Raw genomic sequence first — 15,773 nt, forward strand, 5'->3', positions numbered from 1 at the left:
GTAAGTGAATATCTTACCCCACTCAGGTAATACCCACCCGGATTAGAAAGAGGAAGAATAAGGCATCCAAAATTTTAATTGCGTTGGCTGCATCACATGAAACCACTGCTTATCGCTTGTGTAGTATTCAGCGACTACCCCATAAAAACAATGGCTTACCAACGCTTCCTGAGTAGCCTGGGCGAAAAATGTGTCTATTCATTTCGCAGCCTTGAGCCTGATTTCAGCGAACTTTCACACGCGAAGCTTGTTATCTGCGACATGAATATCATGGAAGAATTTGAAGAAGGCGCGTTGAGCAAGCTGGAGAACACTTTCCCCACAGCCAATATTCTTTTTCTTGAAGAAGACCACGGCGACATGTTTGTGAAGTTTTCAAATCACAGGGACATTTGCCGCCTGGGCAAACTTGCTGAAATCAATGTAATTCACTCAACCTTGAAAGAACTGCTTCTACAGGTCAACCGAAAACCAAAAAAAACCAGCGTCCCCGAAAAGAGCGGATTGAACACACGTAAAAAAGCCACCCGAAGGTGGCTTTTTTATGACTGTGTTGTTACAACTTGGCGGGCCTACTTATGCCGCCAATTCAGCCTTGTTTGCAATGTCCACAAATTCCTTGATTTGATCAAAGTTCATGTAACGATAAACTTCACCAGACACATTGCCCAGCATTTTCACTTGCTCCATGTACTCTTCCACTGTCGGGATCTTGCCCATCAGTGCACACACGGCAGCCAGTTCGGCCGAGCTGAGGTACACACGGGTGTCAATGCCCAGGCGGTTCGGGAAGTTACGTGTGGAAGTGGATACAGCGGTGGAACCCTTGCGGATTTGCGCCTGGTTACCCATACACAGTGAACAACCTGGCAACTCCATACGAGCGCCAGTGCGGCCCAAAATGCCGTAGTAGCCTTCTTCGGTCAGGATGTGCTGGTCCATCTTGGTGGGTGGTGCAATCCACAAACGTGTTGGGATGTCTGTTTTGCCTTCCAGTACCTTGCCAGCTGCGCGGAAATGACCAATGTTGGTCATGCAAGAACCGATGAACACTTCATCAATCTTGTCGCCAGCCACTTCACTCAAGAACTTCACATCATCGGGGTCGTTCGGGCAAGCCAGAATCGGTTCCTTGATGTCTTTCAGGTCGATTTCGATCACTGCAGCGTATTCTGCATCCGCATCGCCTTTGAGCAATTCAGGGTTTGCAATCCATGCTTCCATGGCCTTGATGCGGCGTGTCAGCGTGCGTGAATCCTGGTAGCCCTGGGCAATCATCCACTTCATCAAAGTGATGTTGGACTTCATGTACTCGATGATTGGCTCTTTGTCCAAATGCACGGTACAGCCAGCAGCAGAGCGTTCTGCAGAGGCGTCTGACAATTCAAAAGCCTGCTCAACTTTCAGTTGTGGCAAACCTTCAATTTCCAGAATGCGGCCAGAGAAAATGTTCTTCTTGCCTTTCTTTTCAACAGTCAACAGACCTGCCTTGATGGCGTACAAAGGAATTGCGTTGACCAGGTCACGCAAGGTAACGCCGGGTTGCATTTCACCTTTGAAGCGAACCAACACGGATTCAGGCATGTCCAAGGGCATTACGCCAGTGGCCGCAGCAAAGGCCACCAAGCCGGAACCGGCGGGGAAAGAAATACCGATCGGGAAACGGGTGTGCGAATCGCCACCGGTGCCCACTGTGTCGGGCATCAACAAGCGGTTCAACCAGCTGTGAATCACGCCGTCACCAGGACGCAAGGCCACGCCGCCACGGTTCTCGATGAAGTCGGGCAGTTCGTGGTGCATTTTCACGTCCACGGGCTTGGGGTAAGCGGCTGTGTGGCAGAAGGACTGCATCACCAAATCCGCAGAGAAGCCCAAACAGGCCAGGTCTTTCAATTCGTCGCGAGTCATTGGACCGGTGGTGTCCTGAGAACCCACAGTGGTCATCTTGGGTTCGCAGTAAGTACCGGGGCGAACACCTTCCACGCCACAGGCCTTGCCTACCATTTTCTGAGCCAGGCTGTAGCCCTTGGTTGATGCAACTTGTGAAGAAGGACGGCGGAACACTGGGCTTGGACCTTGACCCAAAGCAGCACGGGCGCGGTCAGTCAGACCACGACCAATAATCAGGGGAATACGGCCACCAGCTCGCACTTCGTCGAACAGCACATCAGTTTTCACAGAAAATTCTGCGATCACCGCGCCGTTTTTCAGGGCTTTGCCTTCGAATGGACGCAATTCGATTTCATCGCCCATGTCCATCTGGCTTACATCAAGTTCGATTGGCAATGCACCAGCGTCTTCCATGGTGTTGAAGAAAATTGGAGCAATTTTGTTACCCAGGCAGTAACCGCCGAAACGCTTGTTGGGAATGAAGGGAATGTCATCGCCGGTGAACCACAACACACTGTTGGTGGCTGACTTGCGTGATGAACCAGTACCCACAACATCGCCTACATAAGCGATTGGGTTGCCTTTGGCGATCAGGGCTTGCAACTGCTTGATGGGGCCCACTTTGCCTGGCTCGTCGGCTTCAATACCTGGGCGTGGGTTTTTCAACATGGCCAGGGCGTGCAATGGAATGTCAGGGCGGCTCCAGGCATCGGGCGCTGGGGACAAATCATCGGTGTTGGTTTCGCCGGTTACCTTGAACACGGTCAGCTTGATGCTTTGCGGCACTTCAGGGCGGCTGGTGAACCACTCGGCGTCGGCCCAGCTTTGCATCACTTTCTTGGCAGTTGCACTGCCCTTGTCGGCCAGGTCTTTTACGTCATGGAAGTAATCGAACATCAACAGCGTTTTTGACAAGGCTTCAGCGGCGATCTCGCCCACTTCTGCATCGTTCAAGGCGTCGATCAACGGCTTGATGTTGAAACCACCCAGCATGGTGCCCAACAGGAAAGTGGCTTTCTTGCGGTCGATCAGCTTGCAAGTGTCGGAACCATTCACGATGGCGGCCAGGAAAGCAGACTTCACCTTGGCGGCATCATCCACACCGGCGGGTACGCGGTTGGTGATCAGGTCGAGCAAGAATTCTTCTTCGCCTGCGGGCGGGTTCTTCAGCAATTGAACCAGATCAGCGGTTTGCTGGGCAGACAAAGGCAGTGGAGGAATGCCCAACGCTGCGCGCTCGGCAACGTGTTGGCGATAGGACTCAAGCATGAGATCTCCCTAGATTGGGTGGGGTCAATAGAAACTGTGTAATTTTGAGGCAGTTCGCACGTGCACACAAGTGCTGCGATGCAAAAGTGGCGGGGTTTCAGTGCCTCTCAAGTCTTATATATGATATAGGACTTTCCCTTATTTTTGAAGAGGGCAAGGTCGATTCGGCCCGCTTTTAGAGCCTATTGTCGCTTTGTACGCTGATATTTGGCCGGGCTTACACCGGTGACCCGTTTAAAGGCGTGGGTAAAAGCGCTTTGATCGTTGTAAGCCAGGAAACTGGCAATGTCCGCCAAGCTGAGATCACCTGCCTGAAGGCAGTTTTTCGCCATTTCAACCCGCACCTGCTCCAACTCATCTCTAAAACTGCTGCCCTGCTCTTGCAAGCGCCGTTGCAAGGTACGGGTACTGACACACAAACGGCGGGCCACTTCGCTCAAGCTCGGCAAGCCAGCGCCAACGGACTCCTGCAAGGCCTTCTGAAAACCGGGAATTGACTCTTCGCCATTCTTGACCTGCTTTAACAACAACTGCGCCTGCTGATCGAGCATGCTGCGCATGACATGGTCTGGCGACTTCAATGGCATTTCAAGCAAACTGACTGGCCACACCACTTCTGTGTAATCGCCTGCAAAACCCACCTTGCATTGAAAAAAAGTATCGAAATCACTTGGGTTTTCTGGCATGGGGTTGATGAACTGAACACGGCGTGGGTACACGGGTATGGCTATCAAATGCTGAGTGAATGCCACCAAGACACCAATGGCCACTGAATCAACCCAGTGACCAGGGCGCCCGCGTTCGGCACCCCAACGCAGAATAATTTCATCGCCCTGAAACGCCACATTCAATGCATTGACGCTGTACACCAAATTCTCAAACTGCTGTAAACGGGCAAATGCTTCGCCCAAGTTGGTGCAGCAACTTGCCACATAACCCAACAGGCCCATGTTGGCCGGACGCACATGGGCAGCAATTTTCAAAGGCATTGCAGGGTCTTGAAGCGTTTGATAGGTCCACTGCAACATGGCCTGCCACTGCGGAACCTCAATGCGATTTAATTCACCCGCCACGGGCCGGGCAAATGGATTCGTTTGCGCAACATCGGGGTGCGTTTCAGCCAACCAGTCAAATAGCAGATTGACGTAGCTGGCAGAAATGTGTCCGAGATTAGAATGCTGGTTCATTATTTGACAATAAATATTGTCAGAAGAGTTTTACCTGTTCTATGCTAGCGCGTATTCAACAATACAACTTCAACAAACAGACACCACAACATGAAAAAACACGCCACAGCAATCAAGCGACTAACCATTCTTTTCGCGAGCACTGCACTTTTTGGCCTAAGTGCCTGCAACGTTCAAGCGCCCGAGGGTGAAATTCAGGGTGCGGCGGGATTGGCCATTGCTGCCGAACGGGCCATTTCCGGACTTGAGCGCAAGGTACTTCAAATTGACGGCTTTGTGGTGCCCTATCTGCAGGGTGGCCAGGGCGAGCCCTTGGTATTGATTCACGGTTTTGGTGGCTCAAAAGACAACTTCAATCGGGTGGCTTATTACCTGACCAACCACTACACCGTTTATTCAATCGATGTACCAGGCTTCGGAGCCTCCACCCGCGACTTGGATGCCGACTATGTCATCAACACCCAAATTGACCGGGTACATGAAATTATTGAAAAGCTAGGGCTGGAGAAACCACACATTGGCGGCAACTCCATGGGTGGCTGGATCAGCGGTGCCTATGCGGCAAAGTACCCCGACAATGTGGCCTCAGTGTGGTTTTTGGCACCCGCAGGTTTGGTGGAGTCCAGAAAATCAGAAGTGATCCAGAAATTCGAGAAGACAGGTGAAATTGTTTTAACTGCAAGCAATCGCGAGGAGTTCGAGAAAATTGTGGATGTGGTGATGTATGAGCGCCCTGCTTTCGCACCCGGCTTTGTAGTGGATGCCATGGCTGCACGCGCTGCCACGGATCAACCTTTGCACAAGCGCATTTACAAAGACTTTAAAACCGTGCCCTCTGACCTGGCTGCTGTGCTGCCAGCATCTGCATACAAGGGCCCAGGCCTAATTGTTTGGGGCAAGGAAGACCGGGTATTGCATGTGGATGGCGCGACTGAACTAAAAGCTGCCATGCCCGGGTTTGATGTCATCCTGATGGACAAAGTTGGACATGTCCCTATGATGGAACAACCCAAGCAGGTTGCAGCGGACTATGTGAAGTGGCGTGAGATGATTGCGCAGTAAAACGCTGGCGCAATTTCACAAAAAACAGGCTTGATCTCGCAATATTTCTTACTCAAAACCGCGCAAAATTTGAGTTATTAAAAAACCAACGCGCGGAGATTCACGCATGGAACAGTTGATCGACCAGGCAATGCCCACTTTCAATTTGTTATTCGGCCCCAACCCGGATTGGAAGCAGGTGTTTCTTACCCTGCTCACCCCGATTTTCCTGGGTGCAACGCTGGTCGAATACCTTTATTTGAAAAAAGTGGGCAAATCATTTTTCTTCAAGAAAAACGAAGTGATCAACAATATGTTGCTCGGCGGCACCTACCAGGCCATGGAGCTGGTGTGGTTTGCGCTGTTTGTGTCGGCATTCATGGAATGGATCTACTCCTTCCGCATCGCGACCATTGAAGTAACTCCGCTGAGTTTTGCTGCCTTGGTTTTCGGCATTGAGTTTTGTTATTACTGGTTTCACCGTGGCAGCCACCGGGTACGCTGGTTCTGGTGTGCGCATGTTGTGCACCACAGTGGTGAGAACATGACCACCACCACGGCCATGCGCCAAAGCCTGTTCTATGCAGTGAACCTGCACCAAATTTTTTGGGCGCCCATGTTGATCATTGGCTTCCCCGTGTGGGCAGTGCTACTGGCCTACGGCATCAACCTGGGCTACCAGTATTTTGTGCACACCCAAGCCGTGAACAAATTTCCAAAATGGTTTGAGTACATTTTCAATACACCCAGCCACCATCGCGTGCACCATGGCCGCAACGATGAATACATCGACAAAAACTACGGCGGCGTATTAATTATCTGGGACCGAATTTTTGGCACCTTCGAGCCCGAAGTTGCGCCGGTGGACTACGGCATTGTTCGCCAACCCAAGACCAACAACATCTGGACGCTGAACACCCATGAATGGCGCGACATGTTTTCAGATGCACTCAAGCCTGGCCCTGTTTGGCAGCGTATCAAGCACATATGGGCACCGCCCGAGTGGGTACGACCAGGCCTGAGCGATCAGTCCAACCTGCGCGACAAAGCAATTTAAGCAATCTTCTCGTACTACAATGGGTGGAACCTCAGAAGGATCACCCATGCGCAGAAAACCACTCAACACAGCTTCCCGTTCCAAACTGTCCAAGTACGCCAAACCACTGGCGAACCTGGCCATTCTGCTTGCAGATGCCGGCAGTCGGCTTGAGCGCCGTTTCTGGAAAAAGAAGCTGTTTGCAGCGTTGGCCCCCATGCTTGAAGGCCGCAGCGACACCACGCTGATGCAAACTCTTGATCACTTGTACAGTACCAACTACCGTGCCTATGACGAATTGGCCTTTGCAATTGAAAACACTGTAGAGAGCCCTGAATTGGGTCAGGAAGAGGATATTTTATTGTTGGCCGCGCCAGTACTGGCCTGGTCAACCTACAACATTCCGTCTGGCAAAATTGAAGAGGCCACGGTGGCTGAGTTCACCAAGCTGCTTCAAAAAAATGTGCTTTCCGATCATGCCCACCTGGTGCTCACCAACATGCTGTTCAGCCCGGATCAACTGCCTGAAAGTTACACCGCTGCCGCGGAACTGGCGAGGCAGTTGGGGCAAGCTGCCATCGATCGCGTGAAGGTTCGCATCGACACTGAGAACCTGCCCGCCACCCAAAGCTTTTTAAGTGATGTACGTTATTTGATTGGCGCGATCTCCGTGCCCGCAGGTCAACCTGCATTCAAGTGGCAAGTTGAAGCGCACAGCAACGGCACCCTTCTGAGCAAAGAAGAAGTGCTCGCCAACTGGCGACTGACCGGTGGCCAGGCCCTTCAAAAAATAATGCCTGGCTGCCTGCTTGAACTGATGCTGCCCAACGGCCTTTACAACGCGTGCCGCGAGGCCGAGAAAGAGGCGCGTGCCTATTCAGTACGCGCCTCTGCCGCCTTTCTTGAAAGTGCGCTCGATGTTCCCACTCAAAAAATTCATGCCAGTGTTGGCGCATTTGTAGATCGCGGAGAAATTGAAGAATACCGAATCGGCTTTTCTGTGGAAGGTAACAGCGACATTGTGCATGGTGTGGTGTGGCCACTCATAGGCGAAGAATACGGCAATGAGCCAGACCCTGTTTACGAAAAAGACATCGAAAGCGAACCCGACAACCCTGTTATTCGCTCAAAAATTGAGGCCTTGTTAAAAGAAGTCGGCATTCGTCAAATCAAGGTGCTGGAAGAACGTTTCCCGCTGGAGTACTGTGAAGATTGCGGATCGCCTTTATACCCCAACCCGGAGGGTGAGTTGCTGCATGCAGAACTCCCGGAAGACTCTGAATTGCCAAACAGCATGCATTTGCATTGAAAAGCATCAAACAAACCGCTTGATTTTGTAATACGGCGCCGACATTTTTCGGCACCTTACACGTAAGGGAGAAACAGGTATGTCAACCCTGAAGCATTCAACACTGAGCACTTTCACTTCTAAAACTGGCCAGAAAGGCCAGTTTTACAGCCTGCCCAAACTGGCTGAACTGGGCTTTCCCAACCTGCACCGCTTGCCAGTATCGATTCGCATTGTGCTTGAATCGGTGCTGCGCAATTGCGATGGAAAAAAGGTTTCAGAAGAACACATTCAGCAACTGGCAAGTTGGCAAGCTCAAGCCAAACGAACCGATGAAATTCCGTTCATCGTGGCGCGTGTGGTGCTGCAGGATTTCACTGGCGTGCCCCTTCTCGCCGACTTGGCAGCCATGCGCAATGTGGCAAGGGACATGGGTCAAAACCCCAAGAAAATTGAACCGCTTGTGCCAGTGGATTTGGTGGTTGACCATTCCGTGATGATTGACTACTTTGGCACAGCCGATTCACTGCGCAAAAACATGGAAATTGAGTTTGAGCGCAACGGAGAACGCTACCAATTCATGAAATGGGGCATGCAGGCCTTTGACACTTTCAAGGTGGTGCCACCGGGCATTGGCATTGTTCACCAGGTCAACCTGGAATACCTGTTCCGCGGCATCCGCAGCGCTGTCAAAGCGGGTGAGGAAAATGACAACACGGTGTACTACCCCGATACGTTGGTGGGCACAGACAGCCACACCACCATGATTAACGGCGTGGGTGTTGTAGGCTGGGGTGTTGGCGGTATTGAAGCCGAGGCCGGTATGCTGGGGCAACCCGTTTACTTTTTGACGCCCGATGTGGTGGGGGTTGAACTCACCAACGCGCTGCGCGAAGGCATCACTGCCACTGATTTGGTATTGGCCATTACCGAGTTGCTTCGCAAGAAAAAAGTGGTAGGCAAGTTCGTTGAATTTTACGGACCTGGTGCCGCTAGTTTGTCGGTGACCGACCGAGCGACACTGGCCAATATGGCACCTGAATATGGTGCCACCATGGGTTTCTTCCCCCCCGATTCAAAAACAGTTGAATTCATGCGCAAAACTGGCCGTACTGCGGCTGAAGCCGATCGATTTGAAGCGTACTTTGAGGCACAAGGCTTACTGGGAATGCCAGCCCCAGGTGCAATTGATTATTCAGAAGTGGTGACGCTCGACCTGGACACGGTTGAGCCATCGTTGGCTGGGCCAAAACGACCTCAAGACCGCGTGTTGCTCAAGAACATGAAGCAACAATTCAATACACTTTTTGCTGAACCCATGGCAGCAAACGGCTTTGGCAAAGACGCAGCCGCCCTGAGCACACGCTACCCCACTGGGCTGGACAAACTCAGCATTGGGCATGGTGACGTATTGCTGGCGGCTATCACAAGCTGTACCAACACCTCCAACCCTGGGGTAATGCTAGCGGCTGGTTTGCTGGCCAAGAAAGCAGTTGAAAAAGGCCTGAAAGTTCAGCCGCACATTAAAACTTCACTCGGCCCTGGTTCGCGCGTGGTGAGCGACTACCTGGCAAAAACAGGCCTGCAACCCTACCTGGACAAACTCGGATTCAACGTGGCCGCGTACGGCTGCACTACCTGCATTGGCAATGCGGGGGACTTGCTGCCCGAAATCAACGACACCATTTTGAAGAATGACGTCATCGGCTGTGCCGTGTTGTCGGGCAACCGCAACTTTGAGGCGCGTATTCACCCCAATTTGAAAGCCAACTTTTTGGCCTCGCCGCCGCTGGTTGTTGCTTATGCGCTAAGCGGCAAAGCCAATATGGACATGACATCCGAGCCGATTGGCACTGGAAGCGATGGTCAGCCGGTTTACCTGCGTGATATTTGGCCTTCCAATGAAGAAGTTAACACACTGCTTCCCACAGCCCTGGATGCGGCAACTTTTGTACGCCTATACAGCAACTTCACTGAGGGCCACGACCTGTGGAATAACGTGCCAGCACCTGTCGGGCAGGTATACCCATGGCCGCAATCCACCTACATTGCCAAGCCACCCTTCTTTGATGAGTTTGCCATGCAGCCCACCAAGGTGGAAACCATTCGCGGTGCAAAACCTTTGCTGATTCTGGGCGACTCAGTGACCACGGATCACATATCACCCGCGGGCTCATTCAAACCCACGACACCTGCAGGAAAATATTTACAACAGCATGGTGTAGAGCAAAAAGATTTCAACAGCTATGGTTCACGGCGCGGCAATCATGACGTGATGATTCGTGGCACCTTTGCCAACGTACGCGTGAAAAACCTGATGATTCCTCCCGATGCAAATGGCAATCGCATTGAGGGTGGCTTCACCATCAAGGACGGACAACAAACCACAGTGTATGACGCCGCCATGGAATACATGGCGCAAGGCACTCCCACCGTTGTGCTGGCAGGCGAAGAATACGGCACAGGATCGTCCCGTGACTGGGCTGCAAAGGGCACTCAGTTGTTGGGGGTGAAGGTTGTGGTTGCAAGAAGTTACGAGCGAATTCACCGCAGCAACCTGGTGGGGATGGGCGTGTTGCCTTTGCAGTTTTTGGGCAATGATTCAATTCAGAGCCTGAAGCTGGACGGCAGCGAAACCTACGATGTGATCGGTTTGGCTGAAGACACCGCACCGCAAGCCGAACTGGTGCTAAGAATTACGCGTGCCAACGGTGCAGTTCAGGATGTGAAAGTGCTGAGCCGAATCGACACGCCAATCGAGGTTGAATATTACAAGCACCGGGGTATTCTGCCGTTTGTATTGCGGGAGTTGCTAGGGGCGTAAGATGCCTGGCAGTTCACTGCGAGAAGCGCCATCACTTGCCGCTTCTCGCCTGCTTCGCGCCTTGACGAATCAGCAACAAAATCGGCACCAGGGCAATCATAACAATCATCAGTGCTGGCACTGCCGCCTCGGTCAATCGTTCGTCTGAAGCAAACTGATAAGAGACAACCGCCAGGGTGTCGAAATCGAAAGGCCTCAACACCAGAGTGGCTGGCAATTCCTTGATCACATCCACAATCACCAACAACATGCCGGTGGCCACAGAGCCCTTCAGCACCGGCAAATGAACATGCCACAGAACTTGCCGTGGTGAGCGGCCCAAAATTCGGGCCGATTCGTCAATGTGTCGTGTAATTTGCTGTAAACCCGAGTCTACGGACTGCAAAGCTGCTGAAGTGAAGCGCACGTTGTAGGCATACACCAAGGCCAGCACACTGCCGGTTAACGCCGGCACTTGCCAGCCCATGTCGTAAGTAAAACGATCAACCGTGGCCAATGGCAGCAAAATAGCGATGGCCAAAATTGCACCTGGTACACCATAGCCCAGCGAGATCAAGCGATAAATTGCGGTAACCCACCACACATGCGCCTGCCGTTTTACATAGGCCAGAAACACCGCGAGAACCACTGCAACAAGGGCGGCCATGCCACCCAAGAGGGCTGAATGGTAGGCCCACTGAAAACTGCGCGCCCAATTGATCGAAGTATCTACATCAACCACCAGCGCCAATAAAATCAGCACCGGCAGCACAAATCCCAACACAAACGGCATGGCTGACAAAAACACCACCCACACCGCCTGTACACCCTTCAAACGTTTTCTTTCAATGGTACTGCCCTTGCCCGACTGCGTGTAAAACTGGGCCCGCCCACGCGCCTTGGATTCAAAAACAATCAAGGCCAGCATGACCACCAGCAACATAACAGCCAACAAAGCTGCGCTTTCCCTGTCACCCAAGTTCAGCCAGGTGTTGAATATTGCAGTCGTGAAGGTGCGCACACCAAAGTAAGACAAGGCGCCATATTCCGCCAGGGTTTCCATGAGTACCAAAGTAAGCCCGACCACCCAGGCGGGGCGGGCCACGGGCAAACCCACCTTGAGAAAGGCGCTGGTTGCACTGTGCCCCAAGGAGCGTGCAGCATCCAGCATGGAAGGACTACGCCCCAAAAATGCAGTTCTCGACATGATGTAAACATAGGGGTACAGCACAAAGCTGAGCACCAAAATTGCGCCAGAGGTGGAGCGAATTTCCGGAATGCGGAAATCGCTGCCCAGAATTTCCCGCAAACTGCTGGCCAGCCAACCAGAGTACTGAAGTGCATCGGTGTACGCGTAGGCAATCACGTACGATGGCATGGCCATGGGCAGCAATAACAGCCATTCAAGCCACTTACGCCCAGGAAACTCATGGGCGGAAACCCACCAAGCTGGCAGCACTCCCATGGTGCTGGTCAGCACCACAACGCCAAAACACAGGTAAACAGTTTGCCAAACCAGATCGGGAAGAATGGTGGTGGCCAAATGGGCCAGCACTTGGGGAGCTTGTACCAGACTAAAAACCGCCAGGCCAAACAGATAGACGAACGGCAACAGCAGCAGCAACGCCAGCAGCGCAACAGAAATGCGACTTCTTAACCCCAGAGTAAACAAACAAACCGCCCAGACATGGCAAAATAGAAGTGAGAACGATTTTACTTTAAGTTCATGCAACTCACCCCAAGCGAAGGTGAACTGCGTAGTAAACAGACCACGGTGCCCCCAAAATAATGAAACAAGCTCCAGCCCTAAGCATCAACGAACTGAGTATTTTGTACCCGGGCAGCAATGCACCTGCTGTTCGCAACGTTAGTTTCGAGTTGGCACAGGGTGAAATTGCCTGTTTGCTGGGACCCTCTGGCTGCGGCAAAACAACCTTGTTGCGTGCAATCGCAGGTTTTCTCATGCCCACACAGGGCCATATTTTGCTAAAAGGTGAAAAAGCAAGCGAACCGGGCAAGGTACGCAGCCCTGAGAACCGCAATGTCGGTGTGGTTTTTCAAGACTATGCCCTGTTCCCCCACCTCACAGTTCGAAAAAACATTGAGTTTGGTCTGCACAAGCGCAGTGAACATGAAAAACGCAACCGCAGTGGCGAGTTATTGGCGCTGATTGGACTTGAAGCCTTGGCCGACCGATACCCACATGAATTGTCTGGTGGCCAGCAACAACGCGTGGCGTTGGCGCGTGCATTGGCCCCCAAACCCACACTGATTTTGCTGGACGAGCCATTTTCCAACCTGGATGTTGAACTGAAAGAGCGGCTCACCTTTGAAGTTCGGGAAATTTTAAAAGCCGAAAACATGAGTGCCATTCTGGTCACCCACGACCAACATGAAGCGTTCAGCATGGCCGACCGAATCGGGGTGATGCACGCAGGCGAGTTGCAACAATGGGGATCGTCTTACAGTCTTTACCATCAGCCAAATTCACGCATGGTGGCTGACTTCATCGGCCAAGGTGTTTTCCTGCCAGGCAAAAAAACCGAGCATGGCTTACAAATTGAGTTGGCTCACCTGCGGCTGACGGAAGATCAATTGCCAGCAAGCAATGAATTTGATGTGCTGATTCGCCCGGACGACATTATTCACGACGACGCCAGCCCCATGCAGGCCAAGGTGGTGAGGAAGTCGTTTCGCGGTGCGGATTTCTTGTACACACTTGAACTGGAGAGTGGAGTACATGTGCTGGCCTTGGTACCAAGCCATCACAATCACGCCATCGGCGAGCCAATCGGAATCAAACTTGAACTCGACCACGTCATTACGTTCGATCGAGTATGATTATCACCCAGACAATAAACTGGGTGGACTACAAGTCGATATGAAGTCAGCTCAGATCGTTTGAACCAGCTGCACCCGAGGACAAACCACTATCCGAATCGGAACTGGAAGCTGTAGAACTGATTGATGAAGTACCGCCAGCAGATGCAAAAAGCTCGGTGGCTTCCTGAATGCTGTTGGGGCTAGAGAAATCCAGCGTCAAGGGGAAAGCTTCTGGAGAGGTAAACAAGCCGTCCAGCGTTGCAGCATAGGCCAGCGAATGGGCGTTGGCCGCCAGTTCAGGCTGCGCAAACAGGCCAGAGTCAATTTGCATCGATGCCAGCAATGAATCGGTATCAAACTCAACCACCTCGTGCACCGCATTACCCACTTCACTGGAAAGCTCACCAAACATTTCTTGACTTAATGCATTCAGGTCGAGCACCTGGGCTTGAATATCGGCAATAAGTTGAGTCAACTCGGAGTAATTGAGCTCACCACCCAAAGCGTGCTTCACGCGGGGCATTGCACTCAAAAGCTCAGCATTCAAGGCTTCAAATGAGGCATGTTCATTCATAGTGTTCAGAATTCCTGCAGTGTCTGCGTTGGCAAGCAATGCCGGGTCGACACTGGCAAGGCTTGAAGAGCTCTCAAAAACACTGACATCACTGACGCAGGCTTGGGAAATGCAGCGCAATTCACCAAAGCCCAGTGAGGTCGCGCTAGAAAATTCTTTGGGATCGAGACCGTCAAAGGACGAAAAAGAAATTTTTGATGAGCCAGAATGTGGCTCATAGCTGTCAAAAAACTCGATTGTCGCCCTGCTCACAGGGTCGAGCAGCTCACCAGCAGAGTAGCTGTGATCAGTCTGCGCTGACAATTGAATGACGGAATTTGACATAAACCCAATTTTTTTCGTGACGTTCTACCATTTTATACGATAGGCCACTCAAATTGGATTCAAACCACCCCCCCTATCAAAAAAGGGGGTGAGTTTTATTTATTTTGGTCCAGAGAACCCAACAGGCTATCCAGCGCACCACCCTCAGCGCCTGCACTAGAGGAAATTCCACTGCTGAGCGAATCCAGCAAACCTGAATCGGATTCGCTTGAAGAACTGCTTAAACCAGACAACAAACCACCATCGCCAAGAACTGGATCCAGAAGGGGATCGGTGACGTCCGTGATGACGTCAACAACTGGGTTAGTTACGTCGATAACGCCATCAGTGACACCACCGGCAACGTCATCCACAATGCCGGTGACTGGGTCGGTAACACCGCCTACAACGTCATCCACAATGCCGGTGACTGGGTCGGTAACACCGCCTACACCGTCATCCACAATGCCGGTGACTGGGTCGGTAACACCGCCTACACCGTCATCCACAATGCCGGTGACTGGGTCGGTGATACCGCCAATGCCATCAGTAATGCCACCTACAATCTCGGTAATAGGGTCCGTCACTGGCGACAAATCCAGATCAGGCAAAGAACCCACCAAGGAGACGATATCGTCAATCGTTGAATCCAGATTCAGCAAACTGTCCAGCTGTGGATTTGCAACTACGTCAATGGTGCCCAACAGATCAGTCAATACCGTGGAAACCTCGCCAGCGTCTTCAAAAATACTGAGTCCCAAATCGCCAGTAGGCATACTGTTTTGCGTCGCAAACTGGTTCTGAACATCGCCACTCAGGTTATCAAATACAGGCTCGAAGGTGGTGTTCAGCAGGTTGATCTGATCAAGCACGGCATCGATGGCAGTTTGCAGGCTCTCGGGATTGGGGTTCTGACCCAAACCGCTGATGAGGCTGTTCAGCGCATCGTCTGGATTGATTCCACCACTGCCTTCCAGCATAGCCATCAACTGCGCGAATTCAGCAGACATGGGTACCATCGACCCGTCGGCGTTGGCCACGGGCTTCAACAGAGGAAAATCAGAAATTTTTGACAGGTCAGCGGGCTGTGACAAAGCCTTGTTGCCCAAACCGGCCAAACTTGCAGACTCACCCACGGTGGTTTTACCAAAAGTAACCGGGGCTGCGCTGGCCACTTGAGCCGCCATGCCCATGGCACTGGATGCACCACTTAAATCGGCTGCTGCCACTGCACCCAAAAGGCCTGCACCTGAATACGCGGGGGACAATCCCGAAAAACCGCCACCAGATGGGTTCGATTGATGCAATTGACTTTTCGCCGCACTGCCAGGAAAACCGGAGTTGGCGCTTAAACCGTCGAATTCGGAGGTGTTCAGGGTGGATTGCAAAAACTGCATGTTCAGAGCAGACGGATCAGCAAGTTGCTGTTCAGCACGCTCTACAGCCCGATCTTCGGCCGTGCTCTTCATGTTTTGAATATCATCGCCCATTTTTGTCATTCCTTTGGGAATCGCCCCACTCATGCCAGTTTCTCAGGGTTCCAGCCCTGCGAATGGATG

At 52.0% G+C, this 15,773-nt stretch carries 10 protein-coding genes; 5 read left to right on the top strand and 5 right to left on the bottom strand.

What is annotated here, in order from left to right:
- Window positions 1-576: 576 nt before the first annotated feature.
- Together acnB and PY990_RS08925 are read right to left on the bottom strand one after the other, a co-directional pair.
- The gene (acnB, locus tag PY990_RS08920) at window positions 577-3,159 is read right to left on the bottom strand and encodes a bifunctional aconitate hydratase 2/2-methylisocitrate dehydratase (RefSeq protein WP_275271311.1); all 2,583 of its coding nucleotides are present in this window, start codon (window positions 3,157-3,159) and stop codon (window positions 577-579) included.
- A gap of 182 nt (window positions 3,160-3,341) precedes the next feature.
- The gene (locus PY990_RS08925; protein WP_275271312.1) at window positions 3,342-4,346 is read right to left on the bottom strand and encodes a helix-turn-helix domain-containing protein; all 1,005 of its coding nucleotides are present in this window, start codon (window positions 4,344-4,346) and stop codon (window positions 3,342-3,344) included.
- A gap of 90 nt (window positions 4,347-4,436) precedes the next feature.
- Between PY990_RS08925 and PY990_RS08930 the strand changes: the two genes are divergently transcribed.
- The 4 genes from PY990_RS08930 to acnA all read left to right on the top strand — a co-directional run bounded on the left by PY990_RS08930 (window position 4,437) and on the right by acnA (window position 10,535).
- Window positions 4,437-5,408, top strand: coding sequence for an alpha/beta fold hydrolase (locus PY990_RS08930; protein WP_275271313.1), 972 nt, complete (start codon window positions 4,437-4,439; stop codon window positions 5,406-5,408).
- Between the two features lie 106 nt (window positions 5,409-5,514).
- Entirely contained in the window at window positions 5,515-6,444 is a 930-nt protein-coding gene (locus PY990_RS08935) for a sterol desaturase family protein (protein ID WP_275271314.1), read from the top strand.
- 46 nt (window positions 6,445-6,490) lie between these two features.
- Window positions 6,491-7,732, top strand: coding sequence for a DUF2863 family protein (locus PY990_RS08940; RefSeq protein ID WP_275271315.1), 1,242 nt, complete (start codon window positions 6,491-6,493; stop codon window positions 7,730-7,732).
- Window positions 7,733-7,811: 79 nt separating this feature from the next.
- The gene (acnA, locus tag PY990_RS08945) at window positions 7,812-10,535 is read left to right on the top strand and encodes an aconitate hydratase AcnA (RefSeq protein ID WP_275271316.1); all 2,724 of its coding nucleotides are present in this window, start codon (window positions 7,812-7,814) and stop codon (window positions 10,533-10,535) included.
- A gap of 31 nt (window positions 10,536-10,566) precedes the next feature.
- Here the strand turns inward: acnA and PY990_RS08950 are convergent, their stop codons facing one another.
- Window positions 10,567-12,186, bottom strand: a complete 1,620-nt coding sequence (locus PY990_RS08950) for an ABC transporter permease (RefSeq protein WP_275271317.1) — start codon at window positions 12,184-12,186, stop codon at window positions 10,567-10,569.
- 116 nt (window positions 12,187-12,302) lie between these two features.
- Here PY990_RS08950 and PY990_RS08955 point away from each other — a divergent pair, with 116 nt between their 5' ends.
- Complete coding sequence (locus PY990_RS08955) at window positions 12,303-13,355, top strand: ABC transporter ATP-binding protein (RefSeq protein WP_275271318.1); 1,053 nt, start codon at window positions 12,303-12,305, stop codon at window positions 13,353-13,355.
- Between the two features lie 46 nt (window positions 13,356-13,401).
- Here the strand turns inward: PY990_RS08955 and PY990_RS08960 are convergent, their stop codons facing one another.
- Together PY990_RS08960 and PY990_RS08965 are read right to left on the bottom strand one after the other, a co-directional pair.
- Window positions 13,402-14,235: a hypothetical protein gene (locus PY990_RS08960; RefSeq protein ID WP_275271319.1), complete on the bottom strand. Its 834-nt coding sequence runs from the start codon at window positions 14,233-14,235 to the stop codon at window positions 13,402-13,404.
- Window positions 14,236-14,330: 95 nt separating this feature from the next.
- Window positions 14,331-15,737 (bottom strand): hypothetical protein, encoded by a 1,407-nt coding sequence (locus PY990_RS08965; RefSeq protein WP_275271320.1) that lies wholly within the window; start codon window positions 15,735-15,737, stop codon window positions 14,331-14,333.
- Between the last annotated feature and the right edge of the window lie 36 nt (window positions 15,738-15,773).

This window comes from Limnobacter olei, from assembly GCF_029087225.1.
Taxonomy (GTDB): Bacteria; Pseudomonadota; Gammaproteobacteria; order Burkholderiales; family Burkholderiaceae_B; genus Limnobacter; species Limnobacter olei.

Coding starts and splice junctions, on each gene's coding strand:
- acnB (WP_275271311.1), bottom strand. CDS start 3,159: ATGCTTGAGTCCTATCGCCAACACGTTGCCGAGCGCGCAGCGTTGGGC.
- PY990_RS08925 (WP_275271312.1), bottom strand. CDS start 4,346: ATGAACCAGCATTCTAATCTCGGACACATTTCTGCCAGCTACGTCAAT.
- PY990_RS08930 (WP_275271313.1), top strand. CDS start 4,437: ATGAAAAAACACGCCACAGCAATCAAGCGACTAACCATTCTTTTCGCG.
- PY990_RS08935 (WP_275271314.1), top strand. CDS start 5,515: ATGGAACAGTTGATCGACCAGGCAATGCCCACTTTCAATTTGTTATTC.
- PY990_RS08940 (WP_275271315.1), top strand. CDS start 6,491: ATGCGCAGAAAACCACTCAACACAGCTTCCCGTTCCAAACTGTCCAAG.
- acnA (WP_275271316.1), top strand. CDS start 7,812: ATGTCAACCCTGAAGCATTCAACACTGAGCACTTTCACTTCTAAAACT.
- PY990_RS08955 (WP_275271318.1), top strand. CDS start 12,303: ATGAAACAAGCTCCAGCCCTAAGCATCAACGAACTGAGTATTTTGTAC.
- PY990_RS08960 (WP_275271319.1), bottom strand. CDS start 14,235: ATGTCAAATTCCGTCATTCAATTGTCAGCGCAGACTGATCACAGCTAC.
- PY990_RS08965 (WP_275271320.1), bottom strand. CDS start 15,737: ATGAGTGGGGCGATTCCCAAAGGAATGACAAAAATGGGCGATGATATT.